Source organism: Pseudarthrobacter sp. As-47 (assembly GCF_058215595.1).
The window spans coordinates 719,509-740,211 of the sequence record NZ_CM177088.1 but is presented as its reverse complement, the minus strand read 5'-3'; the positions used below and the strand labels follow the sequence as shown (position 1 = coordinate 740,211).

17 protein-coding genes are annotated in these 20,703 nt (G+C 66.1%); 11 read left to right on the top strand and 6 right to left on the bottom strand.

Annotated elements, in window-relative coordinates:
- Positions 1–10: 10 nt before the first annotated feature.
- Positions 11–883: a hydroxymethylpyrimidine/phosphomethylpyrimidine kinase gene (locus AC4BCK_RS03570; protein WP_174179997.1), complete on the top strand. Its 873-nt coding sequence runs from the start codon at positions 11–13 to the stop codon at positions 881–883.
- A 183-nt stretch (positions 884–1,066) separates the two neighbouring features.
- Here the strand turns inward: AC4BCK_RS03570 and AC4BCK_RS03565 are convergent, their stop codons facing one another.
- Complete coding sequence (locus AC4BCK_RS03565) at positions 1,067–2,344, bottom strand: serpin family protein (protein ID WP_490566893.1); 1,278 nt, start codon at positions 2,342–2,344, stop codon at positions 1,067–1,069.
- A 431-nt stretch (positions 2,345–2,775) separates the two neighbouring features.
- Between AC4BCK_RS03565 and AC4BCK_RS03560 the strand changes: the two genes are divergently transcribed.
- Positions 2,776–3,195, top strand: coding sequence for a hypothetical protein (locus tag AC4BCK_RS03560; RefSeq protein ID WP_364320121.1), 420 nt, complete (start codon positions 2,776–2,778; stop codon positions 3,193–3,195).
- Here the strand turns inward: AC4BCK_RS03560 and AC4BCK_RS03555 are convergent.
- The gene (locus tag AC4BCK_RS03555) at positions 3,192–4,706 is read right to left on the bottom strand and encodes a helix-turn-helix domain-containing protein (protein ID WP_364320119.1); all 1,515 of its coding nucleotides are present in this window, start codon (positions 4,704–4,706) and stop codon (positions 3,192–3,194) included. The genes AC4BCK_RS03560 and AC4BCK_RS03555 overlap by 4 nt on opposite strands.
- Before the next feature lie 147 nt (positions 4,707–4,853).
- Between AC4BCK_RS03555 and aceA the strand changes: the two genes are divergently transcribed.
- Positions 4,854–6,170, top strand: coding sequence for an isocitrate lyase (gene aceA, locus AC4BCK_RS03550; protein WP_174179991.1), 1,317 nt, complete (start codon positions 4,854–4,856; stop codon positions 6,168–6,170).
- 92 nt (positions 6,171–6,262) lie between these two features.
- Positions 6,263–7,915, top strand: coding sequence for a malate synthase A (aceB, locus tag AC4BCK_RS03545; protein ID WP_174179989.1), 1,653 nt, complete (start codon positions 6,263–6,265; stop codon positions 7,913–7,915).
- A gap of 228 nt (positions 7,916–8,143) precedes the next feature.
- On the opposite strand, the gene AC4BCK_RS03540 is transcribed toward aceB, so the two are convergent.
- Complete coding sequence (locus AC4BCK_RS03540; RefSeq protein WP_174179987.1) at positions 8,144–9,337, bottom strand: MFS transporter; 1,194 nt, start codon at positions 9,335–9,337, stop codon at positions 8,144–8,146.
- A gap of 143 nt (positions 9,338–9,480) precedes the next feature.
- Here AC4BCK_RS03540 and AC4BCK_RS03535 point away from each other — a divergent pair, with 143 nt between their 5' ends.
- The gene (locus AC4BCK_RS03535; protein WP_310111655.1) at positions 9,481–10,440 is read left to right on the top strand and encodes a D-2-hydroxyacid dehydrogenase family protein; all 960 of its coding nucleotides are present in this window, start codon (positions 9,481–9,483) and stop codon (positions 10,438–10,440) included.
- A 7-nt stretch (positions 10,441–10,447) separates the two neighbouring features.
- Here the strand turns inward: AC4BCK_RS03535 and AC4BCK_RS03530 are convergent, their stop codons facing one another.
- Positions 10,448–11,665, bottom strand: a complete 1,218-nt coding sequence (locus tag AC4BCK_RS03530) for an ROK family transcriptional regulator (protein WP_490566581.1) — start codon at positions 11,663–11,665, stop codon at positions 10,448–10,450.
- Between the two features lie 132 nt (positions 11,666–11,797).
- On the opposite strand from AC4BCK_RS03530, the gene AC4BCK_RS03525 reads away from it, so the two are divergent.
- Genes AC4BCK_RS03525 through AC4BCK_RS03505 form a run of 5 tightly spaced genes read left to right on the top strand, consistent with a single transcriptional unit; the run spans position 11,798 to position 16,444 of the window.
- Positions 11,798–12,550, top strand: a complete 753-nt coding sequence (locus AC4BCK_RS03525; protein ID WP_490566580.1) for a sugar phosphate isomerase/epimerase family protein — start codon at positions 11,798–11,800, stop codon at positions 12,548–12,550.
- Positions 12,547–13,677 carry a Gfo/Idh/MocA family protein gene (locus tag AC4BCK_RS03520; protein WP_490566579.1) on the top strand — a complete coding sequence of 377 codons (1,131 nt, stop codon included), beginning with the start codon at positions 12,547–12,549 and terminating at the stop codon, positions 13,675–13,677. Before AC4BCK_RS03525 ends, AC4BCK_RS03520 begins: the two co-directional genes overlap by 4 nt.
- Positions 13,674–14,882 (top strand): Gfo/Idh/MocA family protein, encoded by a 1,209-nt coding sequence (locus AC4BCK_RS03515; RefSeq protein WP_246256366.1) that lies wholly within the window; start codon positions 13,674–13,676, stop codon positions 14,880–14,882. The genes AC4BCK_RS03520 and AC4BCK_RS03515 overlap by 4 nt, the downstream gene beginning before the upstream one ends.
- Before the next feature lies 1 nt (position 14,883).
- Positions 14,884–15,879, top strand: coding sequence for a sugar phosphate isomerase/epimerase family protein (locus AC4BCK_RS03510; RefSeq protein ID WP_174179977.1), 996 nt, complete (start codon positions 14,884–14,886; stop codon positions 15,877–15,879).
- A 34-nt stretch (positions 15,880–15,913) separates the two neighbouring features.
- Positions 15,914–16,444, top strand: a complete 531-nt coding sequence (locus AC4BCK_RS03505; RefSeq protein WP_251421886.1) for a GNAT family N-acetyltransferase — start codon at positions 15,914–15,916, stop codon at positions 16,442–16,444.
- Between the two features lie 39 nt (positions 16,445–16,483).
- Here AC4BCK_RS03505 and AC4BCK_RS03500 read toward each other — a convergent pair whose 3' ends face one another.
- On the bottom strand, positions 16,484–18,622 hold the full coding sequence (locus AC4BCK_RS03500; RefSeq protein ID WP_490566578.1) for an amylo-alpha-1,6-glucosidase: 2,139 nt from the start codon (positions 18,620–18,622) through the stop codon (positions 16,484–16,486).
- Positions 18,623–18,681: 59 nt separating this feature from the next.
- Positions 18,682–19,746, bottom strand: coding sequence for a glycosyltransferase family 4 protein (locus AC4BCK_RS03495; RefSeq protein WP_490566577.1), 1,065 nt, complete (start codon positions 19,744–19,746; stop codon positions 18,682–18,684).
- Positions 19,747–19,969: 223 nt separating this feature from the next.
- Here AC4BCK_RS03495 and AC4BCK_RS03490 point away from each other — a divergent pair, with 223 nt between their 5' ends.
- Positions 19,970–20,668 carry a DsbA family oxidoreductase gene (locus AC4BCK_RS03490; RefSeq protein WP_364408203.1) on the top strand — a complete coding sequence of 233 codons (699 nt, stop codon included), beginning with the start codon at positions 19,970–19,972 and terminating at the stop codon, positions 20,666–20,668.
- Positions 20,669–20,703 lie beyond the last annotated feature (35 nt).

Genomic DNA, 20,703 nt, shown 5'->3' with positions numbered 1-20,703 from the left:
GGATGGTGCCATGACTTCCGCTTCCCTTGACGCCCAGTCCCCCGCTGACACTCCCGCCGTCGTCCTGACCATCGCCGGTTCCGAAGCCACTGGCGGCGCCGGCGCCCAGGCCGACCTGAAGACGTTCCAGGAGCTCGGCGTCTTTGGCATCGCCAACCTGACCTGCATCGTCTCGTTCAACCCGAACGACGACTGGAACCACCGCTTTGTCCCGGTGGACCAGCAGGTTATCGCGGACCAGCTGGAGGCGACCACGGCGGCGTACGGTCCGGCCCCGGACGGGCAGTCCGTGCCCGGCCGGCCGGTGCTGGACACCGTCAAGATCGGGATGCTGGGAAGCCCCGCCACCATCGCCACCGTGGCCGATGCCCTGGGCGGAAACCGGTTCGGGAACGTTGTCCTCGACCCGGTCCTGATCTGCAAGGGCCAGGAGCCGGGGCATGCCCTTGATACGGACCAGGCCCTCAAGGCGCAGATCCTGCCGCTGGCCACCTTTGTCACGCCCAACCACTTTGAAGCCGAGTCGCTGTCCGGCCTGGAAATCACCGACGTTGAGTCCCTCAAGGCTGCCGCTATCCGCATCCACGAACTCAGCGGTGCAGCTGTGCTCGCAAAGGGTGGTGTACGGCTGGAAGGCCCGGACGCCGTCGACGTCTTCTACGACGGTGAAACCCTGGAAGTGCTGAGCGCGCCCAAGGTGGGCGAGGTGGCCGTTTCCGGCGCCGGCTGCTCGCTGGCGGCCGCAGTGACTGCCGAACTCGCCAAGGGCGCGTCGCCTCTTGACGCTGCCCGCACCGCCAAGGAGTTTGTCACCGCGGGGATCCGGAACCGCGTGGCCTCCGGCGCCCCGTTTGATGCACTGTGGCAGGGCGGCGCCCGCTAGTTTCGCCGCCCAGCCCCGGACGCTCTCTCACTTAATGCGCGTTTTTCCGGACGCTCTCTCACTTAATGCGCGTTTTTCCGGAACCCTCTTGCACTGCGCGCGAGAGGGTTCCGGCTTTTCCTGCATTAGCTGATAGAGCGTCGACTGGGAGGGGGACGGCGGCGGACCGATCCCAGTCGACGTTCACCTGGGGTCGGTGACAGTTCCCATGAACAGCGGCAGCCCGGTTTCGCCATGAACGATCTGGTAGTGGAACGGCCTGTCGAACGCGATGGTCCGCTCGGGCTCCGGCGGAGCGCTGGTGGCTTCGCCGTTGATCTGGGTCACAGCGGCGGCAATGGTGCCCTTTTCGGCCACCGTGATGTTGGCAGCCTGGGCGGCCTGGGTAATCATCATCTGCGGCTGGATGTTGTTGAAGTCTTCCGTGGTGCCGAGCATGTTCTCCAGCCCCAGCGCCCCGAAGACCTTGCGGAGATCAAAACTGGACTTATGGTCCCAGCGGGGCAGCTGGATCTGGACTGACGCGGGCTGGGCAGTATCGAACGTGTCCGCGATTTCCGTCAGTTTCTCCGCGTCGAAGGCCCCAGGGGCGGGAGTGTCACGGGAAGCGGCCGTGCCGTCGGGAGCGGTGTTCCCGTCGGGCAGGACCAGCCGCATGACAAAACCGTCGACATAGGGAAGATCCACGCCCTGCCAGCCAGCGCCTTCCGCATATTTCATCCTGAGTTCGTTGTGCATGGCGGGCACGATGATTTCCTCCCCCGCGGCTGTGGTGAAGGGCAGGTCAGAGGTGGCGTTCGGATCGAACGGTGTGCTCCAGGCAGAGGCGAAGTACAACGAGTTGAGCAGGCTGAAAGTGTTCTTTGGGCTGTACTCCGCCGGGGCTTCCTTGATCCTGCCGCCGGTGTTCCTGTTCACCCAGGCATCGATGGCAGGCTTGGTTGCACCCTCATCGCTGAAATCCACGGGATACACGCCGGTTCCATAGTGCCGAGCCAGGGTGTCCAGGAAGGGCTGTCCGGCAGGCACGTCCTTGTCGACGAACAGCCCGTTGGCCGGGTGCATGACCGGCTTCCGCGGCGGGTTGTCCTCATCCACCGCGCCAGGGTCACCGTCAAACTCTTCGAGCGACCGAAGGACCGAGTTCATGGTTTCATCCCTGTTCTCAGCAGGAAATTGCAGGATGCTGTCCATCTCGGCCGCGGTCTTACCTGTGGCACCTGCACGGAGCATGGCGAGGGCAATCAGGAGGCTCCCGGGCGAGGACACCACATTCCCGTTTGAGCCGTCGCCGCCGTCGGCCAGCAATGCTTCGCCGAGGAAGAACGCGGACGCCCGGAAGGAGCGCAGTTCAGCGGCGTAGTCCGCACGGTCCACCGATACCCGCTCGACGCCGTCGGCCGTGAGGAGCTCCGGGAGCGCCGGCGGCGGGGCTGGCGCCCCACAGCCTGCCAGTCCCATCACAGCACCCAACGCAATCATCCGCTGAAAACGAAACACCTCTGTTGCCTCCCCCGGCACGCCGCGGGCGGGAATCCTCCGCCTCCTCCCAGTGAAACAGCGACGGCGGCGGAGGACCATGCCGGCAGGATCACGCTTTGCACTCGATTTGGTCTCGCGCGCGCCGGAGCACCGCCGGACGGTCTCTCACTTAACGCAAGAAAACCCGGGACGCCCTATCACAAGGTCGCCCGCAGGGCCCGGCTTCCGGGCTTTCCACATACAGCTTTTATGTTCTGGCGGTGCGGGATGCTGCCTCCCTACGTTTGAGCTAATCGGAACCAGCAAGCGAGATGAGGATCAAGGTGGCAAGAAAGCAGGGAAGGCAGGCGGCACGAACGAATCATGTGCGGAACCAACCAGGTGACCCGTTCAAAGCCTCCGCACCGCAAGTGGCCACCCCTTCATCGGGCAACGTCCGGGAGTTGGAAACCCTGGCCCCGGCCTTCATCTGCTGGTACGTCCAGCGCCCCTTCAGCACAGACGTGGAAGAGGTGCTGGCGAGCCTGAAGCTCTTCTTCCGCTTCTACCCTGAGTTTGATGAAAAGCGTTCCATCACTGCCCTCGACCCGGCCGAGGTCGCAGCAAGATTGGCGTCCCTCATCATCCATACCGTCTATGAAGGCATCGTGGCCACCTATTCGCTGACGACGTTCCTGCGCTTTCTCCACGATTCCGGCCGGTGGTCCGGCAAGCCGGAATCGTACCGGGCAGTAAACGGCATCCTGACGGACATCATCTGCCTGGACATGCGCACGGCACCCGGCGGCGCGGAGACGGCTAACGTCGCCACGACTGCCCCCGCTGGCTAGCTCTCCGCGTGCGCCTGAAGGAAGCTGTACACCTCGGTCTCGTCCACACCGGGGAAGGCCCCGGGCGGCATGGCGGCCAGCAGGTGCGAATGGGCACGCGCGGAAGGCCATGCATTACCGGCCCAGTGCGACGCAAGCTCGGCTGGCGGTCGCTTGCAGCAGTTTGGATCCGGGCAGGTGGACTTGGCCCTTGCCGTCGTCTCCCGCCCCCGGAACCATTTCACGTGCTGGTACGGGACCCCGATGCTCAGCGAAAACTCCCCGGTGGCGGAGCGTTCGGTGCGGGCGGTGCACCAGTAAGTCCCCGAGGGCGTGTCGGTGTACTGGCTGTAGGCACTGAATTTGTCCGGGACGTCGAACACTGCCCGGGACGTCCACGCCTTGCATGACGGCTGGCCCTCGATGGCGCCGGTGTGGTCCTGGGGGAACGCCACGCCGTCGTTCTCGTAGGCCTTGTAGATGATCCCGCTCTGGTGGGTCTTCTGGAAGTGCGTGGTGATGCCCAGGTGCTGGGTGGCCAGGTTGGTAAACCGGTGGGCGGCCGTTTCGTAGGACACGGCAAAAGCATCGCGGATGTCTTCCACCGCGATCTCCTTGGCGGCCTTGGCCTTGTGCAGGAATTCCATGGTGGCCTGCTCGGGGAGCAGGAGTGCGGCGGCAAAATAGTTTGTTGCCACGCGCTGGGCCAGGAAGTCGCCGTAATTCTTCGGGGTTTCATGGCCCAGGACGTAGTGGCCCAGCGCCTGCAACAGCACCGACCGGGGGTCATGGTCCGTCCGCTGGTTCTGGGTGAGGTAAATTCTGCGGTTCTTCAGGTCGGTCACGGACCGCGTTGAATGCGGCAGGTCACCCACGTGGTGGAGCGTGAATCCAAGATTCTCGGCGATGTCCGCGATGACGTGCTGACTGAGCGGACCGGCGGCGTAGCCCACGGCCTTAAGGACCTTCTGCGCCTCGGCCTCGTACTCCGGGAAATAGTTGCCGCGTTCACGCATCATCGCCCGCAGTTCGCCATTCGCCCGGCGGGCTTCCTCTGGGGTGGCCACCTGCTCGTTCATCTTGCGTTCCAGCTCATGCAGCAGGCCCACCTGGGCCTCCAGCACATCCAGCGGAAGCCGCGAACTGATGCGGATTTTGGGCAGGTTCAGCGTCTCGTACAGCGGGCTGCGCTGGTAGCGTTCCAGCTCGATCTCCAGGGCAGCTCGGCGGCTGGGCGGCTCGGCACCAAGAAGCTGGTCGATGCTGACGTTGAGCGCGGAGGCCAGGTGCTGGAGCAGCCCCAGCTTGGGTTCCCGCTTTCCGTTCTCGATCAGGCTCAGTTGGCTGGGCGCCGTGCCGACGGCGGCGCTGAGGTCATCGAGGGTCAGTCCAGCCTGCTTGCGCAGATGCCTGACCCGCCGGCCGAGGCTGATGACGTCCAGGCCGGCGGACGCGGCGGAGGGTGCTTGCGGCGTGACTTCTCTGTTCCAGCTTCCAGGCGTCATTTCTGAAGGATACGTGAAGAAGTGCATTTCTTTCCATACTTTTTCTCTAGAAAGGTGCTTGAAAGTGCTGAAAAGTAGTGATCACGGAAAGAAACACCGCACCGGAAGCCGGCGGGAACTGCAAAGGCGCAGTTCCCGCCTACCGATTCCGGAGCTCAATCAAGGAGATCAACGATGACTGCAGCATTTGAGCCCACCCAGCAGACGCCCGCAGAGCAGGCCGCCGCCCTGGAGCTCGAGTGGGCCGCCAACCCGCGCTGGGAAGGTGTGACCCGGGACTACAAGGCTTCCGATGTCGTCCGCCTCCGCGGCCGCGTCTCCGAAGAGCACACCCTGGCCCGCCGCGGCTCGGAGAAGCTGTGGAAGCAGCTCACCGAAGAGCACAAGACCGGCGGCTACACCAACGCCCTCGGCGCTCTCACCGGCAACCAGGCCGTGCAGCAGGTAAAAGCCGGCCTCCGCGCCATCTACCTCTCGGGCTGGCAGGTCGCAGCCGACGCCAATAACTCCGGCCACACCTACCCGGACCAGTCGCTCTACCCGGCCAACTCGGTTCCCACGGTGGTCCGCCGCATCAACAACGCCCTCCTCCGGGCGGACCAGATCGAGTTCTCCGAAGGCATCCAGACCGTCGAGGACTGGATGGTCCCGATCGTTGCTGACGCCGAGGCAGGCTTTGGCGGGCCGCTCAACGCCTACGAACTGATGAAGTCCATGATCCAGGCCGGCGCCTCAGGCGTTCACTGGGAGGACCAGCTCGCGTCCGAGAAGAAGTGCGGCCACCTCGGCGGCAAGGTGCTGATCCCCACCCAGCAGCACGTCCGCACCCTGAACGCGGCCCGCCTCGCAGCCGACGTCGCCGGCACCCCGTCCGTCGTCATCGCCCGCACCGACGCCGAGGCAGCCACCCTGATCACCTCCGACGTCGACGAGCGCGACCAGGAATTCATCACTGGCGAGCGCACCGCCGAAGGATTCTACAAGGTCCGCAACGGCATCGAACCCTGCATCGCCCGCGCCAAGGCCTACGCCCCGTACTCCGACCTCATCTGGATGGAAACGGGCACCCCGGACCTCGAACTTGCCCGCAAGTTCGCCGAGGCCGTCAAGGCCGAGTTCCCGGACCAGATGCTCTCCTACAACTGCTCGCCGTCGTTCAACTGGCGCAAGCACCTGGACGACGCCACCATCGCCAAGTTCCAGCGTGAACTCGGCGCCATGGGCTTCACGTTCCAGTTCATCACCCTGGCCGGCTTCCACGCCCTGAACTACTCGATGTTCGATCTCGCCCACGGCTACGCCCGTGAAGGCATGAGCGCCTACGTCGAGCTCCAGGAGAAGGAATTCGCCTCCGAATCCCGCGGCTACACCGCAACCAAGCACCAGCGCGAAGTCGGCACCGGCTACTTCGACGACATCGCCACTGCGCTCAACCCGAACGCATCCACCCTCGCACTGGTCGGATCGACCGAAGAGGGCCAGTTCCACTAAATCTTTCCCAAGTAAGTAGCAGTAGGTGTCGTTTTGAGGGCTCAAAACGACACCTACTGCTACCCAGATGGGCCATGCACCAGGAGACCGAGATGAACAGCTTTACTGACAGTTTCACGATCAATGGAATCACCATGACTGCCCAGCCGATTTGCCGGCAGGACGAAGTGCTGACACCGGATGCCTTGGCTTTCATTGCCAAGCTGCACAGGACGACGGCGGCCCGGCGGCAGGAGCTGCTGCAGGCACGCCGGACGCGGCGGGCGGAGATCGCTGCCGGGCAGGACCCGCGGTTCCTCCGCGAGACCGAGGAAATCCGCAACGACCCGTCCTGGCGCGTCGCTCCCCCGGCCCCGGGGCTGGAGGACCGCCGCGTGGAAATCACCGGTCCGGTGGACAAGAAGATGACCATCAACGCCCTGAATTCCGGGGCCAAGGTGTGGCTCGCGGACATGGAGGACTCCTCCACCCCTACCTGGCGGAATGTCATCAAGGGCCAGCTGAACCTCACCGATGCCCTGGAGCGGCGCATCGACTTCACCTCCCCCGAGGGCAAGGAATACAAGCTCCGCCCCGCCGGCGACCTCCCCACCATCGTGGTCCGCCCCCGCGGCTGGCACCTGCCCGAGAAGCACATGCTGATCGACGGCGAACCCATCGCCGGCGGCATCGTGGACTTCGGCCTGTTCTTCTTCCACAACGCCCGCCGCCTCCTGGCCCAGGGCAAAGGCCCGTACTTCTACCTGCCGAAAATCGAGAACCACCTCGAAGCCCGCCTGTGGAACGACATCTTCATCCTGGCCCAGGACCTGCTCGGCATTCCGCAGGGCACCATCCGCGCCACCGTGCTGATCGAAACCATCACCGCGGCCTTCGAAATGGAGGAGATCCTCTACGAACTGCGGGACCACGCCGCCGGACTCAACGCCGGCCGCTGGGACTACATCTTCTCCCTCATCAAGAACTTCCGCACCCGCGGCCCGCGCTTCGTCCTGCCGGACCGCAGCCAGGTGACCATGACCCAGCCCTTCATGCGGGCCTACACCGAACAGCTGGTCCGTGCCTGCCACAAGCGCGGCGCCATGGCCATCGGCGGCATGGCCGCAGCTGTCCCCAACCGCAAGGACGAAGCCGCCAACACCAACGCCCTCGAAAAGGTCCGTGCGGACAAGACCCGCGAGGCCAACGACGGCTTCGACGGCTCTTGGGTGGCCCACCCTGACCTGGTGCCCGTTTGCCGCGAGGTGTTCGACAGCATCCTGGGCAGCAAGCCCAACCAGCTGGACCGCACCCGCGAGGACGTGGTCCCCGACGACCGGGCCCTCATCAACGTTGCCGCCACCACCGGCACCATCACCGAACAGGGCATCCGGAACAACATCGAAGTGGGCATCCGCTACATCGAATCCTGGCTCCGCGGCAACGGCGCGGTGGCCATCCACAACCTCATGGAGGACGCCGCCACCGCGGAAATCTCCCGCTCGCAGCTCTGGCAGTGGATGTTCGCCAGCGCCATCACGGACCGCGGGGAAATCGTCACCCACCACTGGATCGAGGAACTCCTGGACGAGGAATTCGCGCGGCTGGAACGCTTCGACGGCGACCGCTTCGAGGACGCCCGCGACATCTTCGAGGAGGTCACCATGGCCCGGGACTTCCCGTCCTTCCTCACCCTGCCCGCCTACGCGCGGTACCTGACAGAGGCCCGCGAGAAGGCCACGGTCGAGGAACTCGCCGCCGCATAACCAGAATTCCGTTCGCCGGGCCGGCACGCCCTCCGCAACAGGCCCCTCCGAAATCCGGAGGGCTGGCCCGGCGACGGAACACCCCCCGGACGCTCTCTCACTTGATGCAGGAAATTCCCGATCGCTCTCTCACTTTCCCCAGGAAAGTGAGAGAGCGATCGTCGTTAAGCGGCATTAAGTGAGAGAGCGTCCCTTGGAGCGGAAGGACGTACGACGGCGGCGCCTGGCTCAGCGGCCCTTGGGCACCCGCCGCACGGAGAGGGCAGTGCTGGCAAAGAACGTCAGCACGGACGCCAGGATCACCAGCAGGGCCGGGGTCCAGGAGCCGGAGGCGTCGTGGATGAAGCCCACCAGCGGCGGGGCGGCGGCTCCGATTGCGTAGCCGGCGCCCTGCACCACAGCGGACATGCGTCCCGCCGATGCCTGGTCCCTTGCCAGCCGGATGATGGCGATGAAGATGACGGTGATGCCGCCGCCCTGGGCGATACCGCCGGCAGTGGACCACAGCCACCATGCTCCGGGTGCCAGCAGCAGACCGGCGGGCACGGTGATCCACAGGACACCCAAGGTGACCGTCACGGACGTCATGCTCATGTATTTGGCGGCAAACGGCACGCCAAGACCACCCACGATGGCGAGGATCTGGAAGATGGAGGAAGCCGCGCCGGCCTCGGTTGCGGACATTCCCAGCTCGTCGTTGAGGTAACTGGGCAGCCAGGCCGTCACCCCGTAATAGGAAAACGCCTGCCCGGCGAAGCCCGCCGTCAGCCCCGCAGTGATCCAGCGCGAGCCCCGGACCGGCGCCAGGCTGCTGGTCGCTGTACTTTCGGGCGAGACCAGGAATGCGTTTCGCGGACCCACGGCGAGAATCCAGAACGCCACCGCTGCCACCGCCAGGACCGCCACCGATCCCAGCGCGAACCTCCACCCCGCCACGCCGGCCAGCGGTGCCGTGGCCACCGACGTCAGGAACGAGCCGATGTTCAGGGCTGCCGTGTAGATGCCCATCGCGGTCCCCTGCCGGGCGGGGGCAAAGTCGCGGCGGATAATCAGGGGCACCGCGATGTTGCCCACCGTAATGGCCAGGCCGATCACGACCGTGCCGGCCATCACCAGGACCGGTCCCCCAGAGGAACGGACCAGGACGCCGGCCAGCACTCCAAGGATGGTCAGCGTCACTGCGAACTCGGCACCGAACTTCCTGGAGGCCAGGGATGCCAAGGGCGCGGCCAGGGAGAAGCAAAGAACCGGGATACTGGTCAGCAGCCCCAACATCACCGGCGAGAAGTTGAGCTCGGCCTGCATCAGGTCCACCACCGGGGCAACGGCTATGAACGGTCCCCGAAGATTAAGCGCCAGCAGGCCGATGCAGGCCAGCAGGATCCAACTGGAGGGAACCCGGGCGAGGATCCGGCCGCTCACAGGGCCAGGGACCGGTCTGGGGGTGGTTTCATCACTCCCATTGCTATCACGCCCGGCGGTTCAGCGGTTCCAGGCGTCCCCGCAGGACCTGCTGCCTTACGATGAACTTCACGCCAGAGAGATCCGGGACGAAGGACACCGCCATGCAGCACCGCCTCGCCATCCTTGATGACTACCAGGATGTAGCCCATGGTTTTGCCGACTGGGCAGCCCTGGAAGCGGAGGGGGTCAGCGTTGTTACCTACCGTGAACCTTTCGCCTCGGCCGAGTCCCTGGTGGCCGCGCTGGCGGATGCCACCATTGTGGTTGCCATGCGCGAGCGGACCGCCTTTCCGCGCGAAGTGCTCGAGAAACTTCCCGGCCTCCAACTCCTGGTAACCACCGGGATGGCGAATGCCTCCATTGATGTTGCCGCGGCTGCCGAGCAGGGCATCACCGTCTGCGGAACTCCGGGTTCGCCCACCGCCGCTCCCGAGCTGACGTGGGCACTCCTGCTGGCCATCGCCAGGAACCTGACAGCCGAGGAGAACTCCCTGCGCGCCGGTACCTGGCAGACCTCGGTGGGATTCGAGCTGGCAGGAAAAACCCTTGGTGTTGTGGGACTTGGCAAGATCGGGCGCCGCATTGCGGCCTACGGGCAGGCCTTCGGGATGGAGGTGCTGGCCTGGAGCCAGAACCTGACGGCCGGGGCGGCGGAGGAGGCCGGTGCGCGGCTGGTGTCCAAGGAGGAGCTGTTCCGCCAGTCCGACGTCGCCACGCTCCACCTCCGGCTCTCGGCACGCTCGGAGAACATCGTGGGTGAACCGGAGCTGCGCCTGCTGGGACCCGAAGGCATCCTGGTCAACACCGCCCGGGGCCCGCTGGTCAACCAGGACGCACTGCTCAGGGCCCTCAGCGAGGGCTGGATCCGGGGGGCGGCCCTGGACGTGTTCGACCAGGAACCGCTGCAGGCCGGGCATCCGCTCCTCACCGCACCCAACACGGTGCTCTCGCCGCACCTCGGCTACGTCACGCGGGAAAGCTACCGCCAGTTCTACGGCGGGGCATTCGAGGATGTCACCGCCTGGCTGGCCGGCGCCCCCGTCCGGACCATCACGCCGTAGCCGGTCTTCAGCCCGCCATGGCGTTCCCCGCGAGGGTTGCCTCGATAACCGCCGGGGAAAGGACATGCTGGGTCACCAGCTGGCTGGCGCCGAGGATCGCGGCCTTGTCCCCTGCATGGGACAGCCCGATCCGGAGCTGCGACGTGGCAAGGGGCAGCGAGCGCCGGTAGACAACCTCCCGGACGCCGGCCACCAGGTGCTCGCCCGATTCCCCGATGCTCCCGCCGATGACGATGACCGACGGGTTCAGGAGGTTCACCACAGTGGCGAGCACATCGCCCACGTCCCGGCCTGCCTGGCGCAGTGCCTGGACAGCCTGCTGGTTCCCGTGGGCCACCAGGCTGACCACGTCCGCCCCCGTCGCCGCTTCCAGCCCCTCGCTGCGAAGGCCAGCGGCAATGGCGGGTCCTGACGCGAGGGCTTCGAGGCAGCCATGGTTGCCGCACCGGCACAGGACGTGGTCCCCCCGGGGGACGCGGACATGTCCAAGGTCGCCGGCCGTGCCGTTGGCACCGCGCTGCAGCTGGCCGCTGCTGATGATCCCCGCGCCGATGCCGGTGGCCACCTTCACGAAGATGAAATTGTCCTGGTCCGGCCAGTGGGCGGTTCGCTCACCCAGCGCCATGATGTTGACGTCGTTGTCCACCAGCACGGGGACCGGCAGCGAGCGCTGGACAAACCGGACCACATCGAACCCGTCCCAGCCGGGCATGATGGGCGGATTGACGGGGCGGCCGGTGTCATGCTCCACGGGTCCGGGCAGCCCGATCCCCACACCCGCCAGGTCCGCCACGCCGCGGGATGCCGACGCCAGAAGTTTCGCCGCCTCGCGGACCACCAGCCCCAGGACCTTCTCCGGCCCGTCCGCCACCTGCTGGTCCACCCGCCGTTCAGCGAGCACCGATCCGCCCAGGTCCGTGACGGCCAGCGCCACATGCGTGGCTCCGACGTCCACCGCCAGCACCACGCGGGCGGCCGGGTTGAAGGCAAAGCGCGACGGCGGCCTGCCGCCGCTGGAGGTTGCCTCACCTGCCGGGCCAACAAGTCCGGAAGAGATGAGGGCGTCAATCCGGGCGGCCACGGTTGACCTGGCCAGGCCTGTGGTGCCGGCCAGTTCGGCGCGGGTGCGGGCCCTGCCGTCCCGCAGCAGCTGGAAGATGTCGCCGGCGCGTCCCGGCAACGCCTGGGCCTCGGCGGAAACCTGCCGACCGGTCGTCTTGTTCATAGGACATGGATAGCAGATCTACTTATTTATGTCACGGCAGCAGCTTTTGCTTGACGTTCGGCAAAAGTACTCCTAGCTTTGCAGGTAGACCTGCATCACACTGCCGGTACGGCCAAGCAACCAGGAGACACCTTGTCCTACTCAATTCAGCTCTACACCCTGCGCGACGCCATCCAGGAGGACCTGGCAGGGACCATCCGCAGGGTCGCGGACATCGGCTTTACCCAGGTGGAGCCCTACAACTTCGTGGCCACCGCAAAGGAACTGGGGGCGGCCCTGAAAGAGAACGGACTGACGGCACCGTCCGGCCACGCACCGCTGCTCAGCCAAGACCAGGACCAGATCTTCGCGGCAGCCCGGGACCTGGGCATCACCACGGTGATCGACCCGTTCATCCCCGCCGACCGCTGGCAGGCGGCTGAGGACATCCAGGCCACGGCAGCGGCCCTGAACGAGGCCGCCAGGAAGGGTGCCGAATACGGCATCCGGGTGGGTTACCACAACCACCAATGGGAACTGGAGTCCACCATTGAGGGCAGGACCGCCCTGGAATACTTCGCCGGCCTGCTCGATCCGGAACTGGTCCTTGAAGTGGACACCTACTGGGTGGCTGTCGGCGGGCAGGACCCCGTGGACATCCTCACCAGGCTCGGCGACCGGGTAAAGCTGATCCACATCAAGGACGGGCCACTCACTACGGACACCAAGGCGCAGCAGCCTGCAGGCAAGGGCCGGGTTCCGGTCCTCGACGTCATCGGCGCGGCCACTTCCCTGGAGGTAGGCGTGGTGGAATTCGATGACTACGACGGGGACATCTTCGAGGGCATCGCGGAGAGCCTTGCCTTCCTCAAGGCCGCCGCAAGCACCGAAGGAGCCCAGGCATGAGCACCCCCTCCACGGCCAAGGGCCCGGTTGGCGTCGGCGTCATCGGCGCGGGCAACATCAGCAAGCAGTACCTGGACAACCTCACCACGTTCCCTGACCTGAAGGTCCACGTCATTGCCGACCTCTTCGAGGAGGCGGCCGAAGCCCGCGCCAAGGAATACGGAATCGCCGAGTGGGGCGGGGTGGAAAAGGCGCTTCACCATCCCGACGTCGAAATCATCGTCAACCTGACCATCCCGGCAGCGCACGTTGAGGTGGCCACCGCAGCCGTCAACGCCGGCAAGCACGTCTGGACCGAGAAGCCCTTTTCCCTCGACCGCGAATCGGGTCTGGGGCTCCTCAAGACGGCCGACTCCGCAGGCATCCGCCTGGGCTGCGCCCCCGATACCTTCCTCGGCGCCGGCCTCCAGACCGCGCTCCGCCTGATCCAGCGCGGCGACATCGGCACCCCGCTGACGGCCATGACCACGTTCCAGACGCCCGGACCGGAGTCCTGGCACCCCAACCCGGCGTTCCTTTTCCATTACGGGGCGGGCCCCCTGTTCGACATGGGCCCCTACTACCTCACCACCCTGGTCCAGGCATTCGGCTCCATCCGCAAGGTGGCCGCCGTCGGGTCCAAAGCCAAGGACGTCCGCGTCATCGGTTCCGGCCCCAAGGCCGGCGAGGAATTCACGGTGGAAGTCCCCACCCACGTCTCAGCGATGGCCCAGTTCGAGAGCGGAGCATCCTCCCACAGCGTCTTCTCCTTCGAATCCCCCCGCCAGCGGATGGGCTTCGTGGAGATCACCGGGACGGAGGCCACCCTGTCCCTGCCGGACCCCAACAACTTCGACGGCGACGTCAGGCTCTGGCGCGCGGGCGACGAGGACTGGACCACCATCCCGGCCACGGGGCCTGCCAACGGCCGCGGCATGGGCGTCCTGGACATGGCGCGTTCGCTCCGCGCCGGTGTCCCGCACCGGGCCACCGGCGGGCTGGCGTACCACGTGCTGGATGCGATGGTCTCCATCTCGGAGTCCATGGACTCGGGAACGTTCGTGGACGTGGCAAGCTCCGCACCGGCGTCGGCTCCCCTCCCCGAAGACTGGGCGCCGGAAACCCTGACCCTCGGAGGCTCCGCATGAGCCCGGACGCAGGCACCACCGCGCCGCTGGGCGTGGCCATGATCGGCTACGCCTTCATGGGCAAGGCGCACTCCAATGCGTGGCGGAACGTGGCCAGCTACTTCGACGTCCCCGCGTTCGAGCAGAAGGTCCTGGTGGGCCGGGATGCCGCAGCCGTTGCGGAGGCCGCCGCCAAGTACGGGTGGGCAGAAACCGCCACGGACTGGCGGACTGTCCTGGACCGGGACGACATCCACATCATCGATGTGTGCGCACCCGGCTGGATGCACGCGGAAATCGCCATCGCCGCCCTGGATGCCGGCAAGCACGTCCTGCTGGAGAAGCCGCTGGCCAACACAATGGCCGAGGCTGAAGCCATGACCGCCGCCGCAGCACATGCCCGGTCCAAGGGCGTGCAGTCGATGGTCGGGTTCAACTACCGCAGGGTCCCGGCCCTCGCCCTGGCCAAAGAGCTCATCGCCGAGGGCAGGATCGGAACAGTCAGGCACGTCCGCGCCGCTTACCTCCAGGACTGGCTCGCGGATGACCAGGCGCCGATGTCCTGGCGGCTGAAGAAGGAAACCGCGGGCTCCGGCGCGCTCGGCGACATCGCCTCCCACGCGATCGACCAGGTCCTGTTCCTGCTCGATGACCGGGTCACGGAAGTCTCGGGCCGTGTGCACACTTTCGTGAACCGCCGCCCCGGCACGGGCGGTCAGGCAGGCGGGCTGGAGGACGTAACGGTCGACGACGCCGCCTGGGCTACGCTGTCCCTCGCCTCCGGAGCGATCGCCTCAGTGGAGGCATCCCGGGTGGCCACCGGCCGGAAAAACTCCCTCCAGCTCGAGGTTTTCGGCGACAAGGGAGCCCTCCGGTTCGACCTGGAAAACCTCAACGAACTCCAGTTCCTGGACGCCACCGCCCCCGCCCGGGAGCAGGGCTTCCGGAGGATCCTGGTCAGCGAGCCGGAGCACCCCTACGTGGATGCGTGGTGGCCGCAGGGCCACATCATCGGCTGGGAGCACACCTTCACGCACGAGGTGCGCGACTTCCTGCTGGCCGTCAGCTCCGGAACCGCGCCATCGCCGTCGTTCGAGGACGGACTGGAAGTCCAGCGCATCCTGGACGCGGTGGAGCAGTCCGCCGCGTCCAACAGCACCCTGGTCCAACTCTCCCCCGCCGCAACCCCGGCAGCCGGCACAGCCGGTACCACCGAAGGAGCCTGACATGACCCGCCCGTTTACCCTGTTCACCGGCCAGTGGGCCGACCTGCCGCTCGAGGAAGTTGCCAGACTCGCCTCGGGCTGGGGCTACGACGGCCTGGAAATCGCCGTCTCCGGAGACCACCTGGACGCCTGGCGCTGGGACGAGCCCGGCTACGTCGAGTCCAAGCTCGCCCTGCTGGAGAAGTACAACCTCAAGGTCTGGGCCATCTCCAACCACCTCAAGGGCCAGGCCGTCTGCGATGACCCCATCGACTTCCGCCACCAGGCCATCGTGGGGCCGAAGGTCTGGGGTGACGGCGACCCCGAGGGCGTCCGCCAGCGCGCCGCCGAGGAAATGCAGCACACCGCCCGGCTCGCCAAGGCACTCGGCGTGGACACCGTCGTCGGCTTCACCGGCTCCTCCATCTGGCAGTACGTCGCCATGTTCCCGCCCGTCCCGGAGAAGGTCATCGACGCCGGCTACCAGGACTTCGCCGACCGCTGGAACCCCATCCTGGACGTCTTCGACGAATGCGGCGTCCGGTTCGCCCACGAGGTCCACCCCTCCGAAATCGCCTACGACTACTGGACCACCGTCCGGACCCTCGAAGCGATCGGGCACCGGGAAGCGTTCGGCCTGAACTGGGACCCCTCGCACATGATGTGGCAGGGCATCGACCCGGTCTCCTTCATCTGGGACTTCAAGGACCGGATCTACCACGTGGACTGCAAGGACACCAAGGTCCGCCAGACAGGCCGCAACACCGTCATGGGCTCCCACCTCCCCTGGGGCGATCCCCGCCGCGGCTGGGACTTCGTCTCCGCCGGACGCGGCGACGTCCCCTGGGAAGCGTCCTTCCGCGCGCTGTCCGCGATCGGCTACGACGGCCCCATCTCGGTCGAGTGGGAAGACGCCGGCATGGACCGCCTCCATGGCGCCCCCGAAGCCCTCGCCGCCCTCAAAAAGTTCGACTTCCCGGCGTCGAACACCTCCTTCGACGCCGCCTTCAAGCAGTAACCGCGAAGAGTCGGCAGGGACGTAAAATCCCTGCATGACCTCTTCCATCCGAAAGGCAACAGCGGACGACGCCGGCGCGCTGGCTGCGCTGGCGGCCGTCACCTTTCCGCTGGCGTGCCCGCCGTCGGCGTCACCTGATGACATCGCAGCGCACCTTGCGAACACGCTCAGCGAACGGCACTTCCAGGACTACCTGGCCGATCCGGACACCACCATCCTGGTGATCGACGGCAGCGGGCTGCGCGGCTACAGCCTGCTGGTGAACCGGCCGGCCGAGGACCCGGACGTCGTTTCGGCACTGGGAATCATGCCGTCGGTGGAGCTGAGCAAATGCTACGTCCACCCTGAACACCACGGGCTCGGGGCGGCCTCCGAGCTGATGCACGCCAGCCTCCGGGCAGCGGCGGAAGCCGGCGGCCGGGGCGTCTGGCTGGGAGTCAACAGCCAGAACGCCCGGGCCATCCGGTTTTATGAGAAGTCCGGGTTCCGGAAAGTGGGTACCAAGTCGTTCCGGCTGGGCAGCGCGGTTGAACACGACTTCGTGCTTGAGCGGGAGGTTCCCTGAAGAACTGCCCGGCCCGGCCTCGGCTCGGCTTGCCCGACTTCAGGCGTCCCGGGGCGGGTAGGCCAGGTGCGGGCGCGGTTCGGCGATGAGCTTGAGGCCCGGCGGCAGGCCGTCGATGCTGCCGCCGGTACCGTGGGCCCTGATGGTGACCCGGGAGGTGTCCAGCAGGACGTTCGCGGCCTGGAAGTCGCCCATATCCTCGGGCAGGATCGGCGCCAGGTGGACCACTCCGCGCGTGAACACGGGGTCGAACCGGAGCAGGGCGCGGATCAGCTGTATCGGTGCCGCAGCAGCCCACGCCTGAGGTGAGCATGCCGTCGGATAGGGGACGGGGCCGGGGAATTCGCCGCGGTCAAACCCGCAAAAAAGTTCGGGCAGCCTGCCGTCGAAGTGCTCAGCGGCGTCAATGATGCCGGTGGCGAGCCGCCGGGCTTCCTCAACGAACCCGTAGCGCATCAGCCCGGTGGCAACCAGGGCCGAATCGTGGGGCCAGACAGAACCGTTGTGGTAGCTGACCGGGTTGTACGCGCCCATGTCAGAGGCCAGGGTGCGGATACCCCAGCCGGTAAACATCTGGGGCGACATCAGGTGCTCCACGACGGACGGCGCCTTGTCCTCGTCCACGATGCCCATCCACAGGCAGTGCCCCATGTTTGACGTACAGGCATCCACGGGCCGCTTGTCCTTGTCCAGCGCAACAGCGAAATAGCCCTTGTCCGGCAGCCAGAACTTTTCGTTGAAAGCAGCCTTCAACTGCTCCGCGCGGCCCTCCCAGTGCTGTTCCAGGGCGTGGTCGCCGGTCCAGCGGGCCAGCAGGGACCGGCCCACGTAGGCGCTGTAGACGTATGCCTGGACTTCGCAGAGGGCGATGGGCGCCTCTGCCATGGTTCCGTCCGCGAAGTTGATGCCGTCCCAGGAGTCCTTCCACCCTTGGTTGATGAGTCCATGGTCATTGGGACGGAGGTACTCCACAAACCCGTCTCCGTCGCGGTCACCGTAATGCTCGATCCACTCCAGTGCGCGGTCCACGTGGGGCAGCAAAGGTTCCACGACGTCCTTCGACAGCCCCCACCTGCTGAGTTCGCCAACGAGGGCAGCGAACAGCGGCGTGGCGTCGGCGGTTCCGTAATAGGCGGTTCCGCCAACTGCCAGGCCCGCGGTGACGCCAAGCCGCACTTCATGCGGGATGCGCCCGGGCTCTTCCTCCGAGTCCTTGTCAACTTTCGTCCCCTGGAGGCCTGCCAGTGTCTGCAGCGTTCCGGCAGCCAGTTGTGGATCAACCATAAGGCTCATGTAGGAGGACAGGATGGAGTCCCGTCCGAACAGAGCCATGAACCATGGCGCACCCGCCGCCACGGCTGCCCGTTCGGGGTGATGGGGGTCAAAAATCCGGAGTGAACCCAGGTCACTTTGGCTGCGGTTGAGGACAGCCTGCAGGTTGGCGTCCGCCACGGTAATCACGGGAACGTTCTGCTCCCACCGGTGGTGCCGCCGGACGCCTTCCCGATGATGCGGAAGCCCGGTCTCGGTAAAGGCTTCGGCGGGCCCCTGGCCGTTGATCAGGGGTACCACAATGATGCTGGTGGACCATTTGCCGCGGGCAGGGACCGTTGCCCGGAACCGAAGACCATCCAGGCTGACATCGGCTCCCCGGGCACGCACCGCCGTTCCCCGCTGCTGCCCGTCACGGACGCTTTCGATGACCAGCTGGCCGTCCCGGACAGACCGGGTGGTTTCGTGGGTACCGGGAATCCGTCCGCCCTTGACGTCGAAGAGATCAGCCTGGTCAGCGGCCACAAGAAGCTCAATGTCACATTCAACGGGCTCCGCCGAGTAGTTCTCCAGCGTGATGTCATCCTGCAGGCCCGGCCCGATGTGGCGGACCTGCCGGACCACCAGGGGGCTGTCGAACCGGCCGTCCGGCCACTTCGCACGGCCAACGAACGTGGCCTCGAAAGGCTTTGGCCGCTGGGCCGAGAGCGGCTCCCGCAGCACGCCGTTGACCCGCAGCACCCAGTGGGAAATGATGCGGGTGTCCTGGAAGAAAACACCGTTCGTGCCGCCGTCGGCACTGATGTCCCCGGTCCCGGACGAGATGCAGAATGAGGACCCCTCCAGCACTGTCACGGAACCGGACTCGGCCGGACCTGCCTCGGTGTCTTCGTTCCACGCGGTCATGGAAGGACTCCTTCCTTCAGGGAGTGGACGCTGCCGGGGCTGCGAGGACCGCCGGCCCCTTAAAGATTCTGGTGCACGTGTGCGGTATCCGGAACCCCTCCAGGCATTCTGCTTTCGATCAGTTCCGTGAACAGCCGGAGGTGCTGGGCCACCATGCGCTCCACGCTGAAGCGCTCCGCCACAACCCTGCGGCAGGCAGCCCTGTCCAGCCCGGCAGCAGCCCCGGCGAAACGGGCCAGGTCCCCGGTTTTGCCGAGAAAGCCCGTACGTCCGTGGTCGACAATCTCCGGGGCAGAACCAATCTTTGTCCCGATGACCGGCGTGCCGGTGGCCAGCGCCTCGATCATCACCAGCCCGAACGGCTCGGACCACTGGATGGGGTTCAGGAAGGCCAGCGCCCCGCCCATCAGCCGGTACTTGGTCGCGTCATCCACCTCCCCCACGAAATCCTCGTTTGGCCCAAGCAGCGGCTCAATGACCTCGTGGAAGTACCGGAGTTCAGCGGGTTCGCGCATCTTCACGGCGATCCGCAGCGGCATACCGGCCTCGCGGGCGATCACGATGGCTTCCAGCAGCCCTTTGTCCGGGCAGGACCGCCCTACAAAGCACAAGTAGCCGCCATCGCCGGCACCCACCGGCACCGAGGAAACGTCCATGCCGTGATGGATGACGCGGGTGATCGGCACCTCGGGGGCATGCGAGGCCTGGTCCCGGGAGATTGCGATGATGGCGGCCCGGCGGCGCGCGATGGCCCCGTAGATGTCCACAGCATGCGCATTGAGTGGGCCGTGGATAGTGGTCACCACTGGCGTCCCCTGGGGAGAATTCACGTAAAGGGGCCCCGCCATTGTGTGGTCATGGATGATGTCCACGCTCCCAAGGCTTTTGTAAGCCCTGACGACGTGGCTGAGTTCCGAGGTGGTGGAACCCAGTTCATGCGGCGCCGAGTCCTGCATGCCCGCCACGAGCGGGACAGGGCAGGTGCTGTCCGAGGGCGCTGCCAGCAGAACCTCATGGCCTGCTGCCACGAACCCCCGGGCCAGGTTGTCCACTACCCGTTCAATGCCCCCGTAGGTCACAGGTGGAATCGGGATCCACGGTCCCGCAACAAGTCCTATCCGCATTCCTGGCCTCCAGGATTTTGACAGGCCGGGATCCCCAGTTGTCCTGGCATTTCCATCGGATCCGTTCGACGGTCCGCATGGCGATTCGGAACAGCTCTCCGAGGGCGTTTGCTTAACCTTGCTCCGACTATCGCCCTAACAGGGGCCGCAGCACAAGCCCTACTGTGGGGTACCTAACAACGGCCGCCGGAATGACGCCGCGCGCCACCGGGTTGTCCCAGGTATGAAGATTGAGATCTGGTCCGACGTCGCGTGCCCGTGGTGCTACATCGGCAAGCGCCGCTTTGAAGCCGCCCTGGCGGCGTTTCCGCACCGGGATGCGGTGAAGGTGACCTGGCGGAGCTATCAGCTGGACCCCGCCCTTCCTGAGCACTACGACGGAACCGAACTGGACTACCTCAGCACCCGCAAGGGCATGCCGCGGGAACAGGTTTCACAGATGTTCGACCATGTGGCCCGGGAAGCCAGCGGTGAAGGGCTGAACTACCGCTTCGATTCCGTGGTCGTGGCCAACAGCTTCACCGCACACCGCCTGATCCATCTCGCTGCCGCGCACGGCAGGCAGGACGCCGCCAAGGAGCGCCTGCTCAGTGACCACTTCGAGCATGGCAAGGACATCGGCAGCCGCGAATACCTGACGTCCCTGGCGGTGGAACTGGGCATCGGCCGGGCCGAGGTGGACGAGCTGTTCACCACCGACAAGTACGCGGATGACGTCCGCTTCGACGTCGAGGAGGGCCGGTCCCTGGGCATCAGCGGCGTGCCGTTCTTCGTCATCGACCGGAAGTTCGGCCTCTCGGGTGCCCAGCCTACCGAGACGTTCTCGGCTGCCCTGGACCAGGCATGGCAGGACGCCAACCCGCTGGTACTGGTCAATTCCGCGGAGGGCGGGGCCTGCGGGCCGGACGGCTGCCCCGCCTAGGAGGGCGCCCGGAAATGGCCAAGGCCTTTACTGAC

Excerpts from the sequence above, each read along its gene's own strand:
- AC4BCK_RS03570 (WP_174179997.1), top strand. The coding sequence starts at position 11 with ATGACTTCCGCTTCCCTTGACGCCCAGTCCCCCGCTGACACTCCCGCC.
- AC4BCK_RS03565 (WP_490566893.1), bottom strand. The coding sequence starts at position 2,344 with ATGGGACTGGCAGGCTGTGGGGCGCCAGCCCCGCCGCCGGCGCTCCCG.
- AC4BCK_RS03555 (WP_364320119.1), bottom strand. The coding sequence starts at position 4,706 with ATGCACTTCTTCACGTATCCTTCAGAAATGACGCCTGGAAGCTGGAAC.
- aceA (WP_174179991.1), top strand. The coding sequence starts at position 4,854 with ATGACTGCAGCATTTGAGCCCACCCAGCAGACGCCCGCAGAGCAGGCC.
- aceB (WP_174179989.1), top strand. The coding sequence starts at position 6,263 with ATGAACAGCTTTACTGACAGTTTCACGATCAATGGAATCACCATGACT.
- AC4BCK_RS03535 (WP_310111655.1), top strand. The coding sequence starts at position 9,481 with ATGCAGCACCGCCTCGCCATCCTTGATGACTACCAGGATGTAGCCCAT.
- AC4BCK_RS03530 (WP_490566581.1), bottom strand. The coding sequence starts at position 11,665 with ATGAACAAGACGACCGGTCGGCAGGTTTCCGCCGAGGCCCAGGCGTTG.
- AC4BCK_RS03520 (WP_490566579.1), top strand. The coding sequence starts at position 12,547 with ATGAGCACCCCCTCCACGGCCAAGGGCCCGGTTGGCGTCGGCGTCATC.
- AC4BCK_RS03515 (WP_246256366.1), top strand. The coding sequence starts at position 13,674 with ATGAGCCCGGACGCAGGCACCACCGCGCCGCTGGGCGTGGCCATGATC.
- AC4BCK_RS03510 (WP_174179977.1), top strand. The coding sequence starts at position 14,884 with ATGACCCGCCCGTTTACCCTGTTCACCGGCCAGTGGGCCGACCTGCCG.
- AC4BCK_RS03505 (WP_251421886.1), top strand. The coding sequence starts at position 15,914 with ATGACCTCTTCCATCCGAAAGGCAACAGCGGACGACGCCGGCGCGCTG.
- AC4BCK_RS03500 (WP_490566578.1), bottom strand. The coding sequence starts at position 18,622 with ATGACCGCGTGGAACGAAGACACCGAGGCAGGTCCGGCCGAGTCCGGT.
- AC4BCK_RS03495 (WP_490566577.1), bottom strand. The coding sequence starts at position 19,746 with ATGCGGATAGGACTTGTTGCGGGACCGTGGATCCCGATTCCACCTGTG.
- AC4BCK_RS03490 (WP_364408203.1), top strand. The coding sequence starts at position 19,970 with ATGAAGATTGAGATCTGGTCCGACGTCGCGTGCCCGTGGTGCTACATC.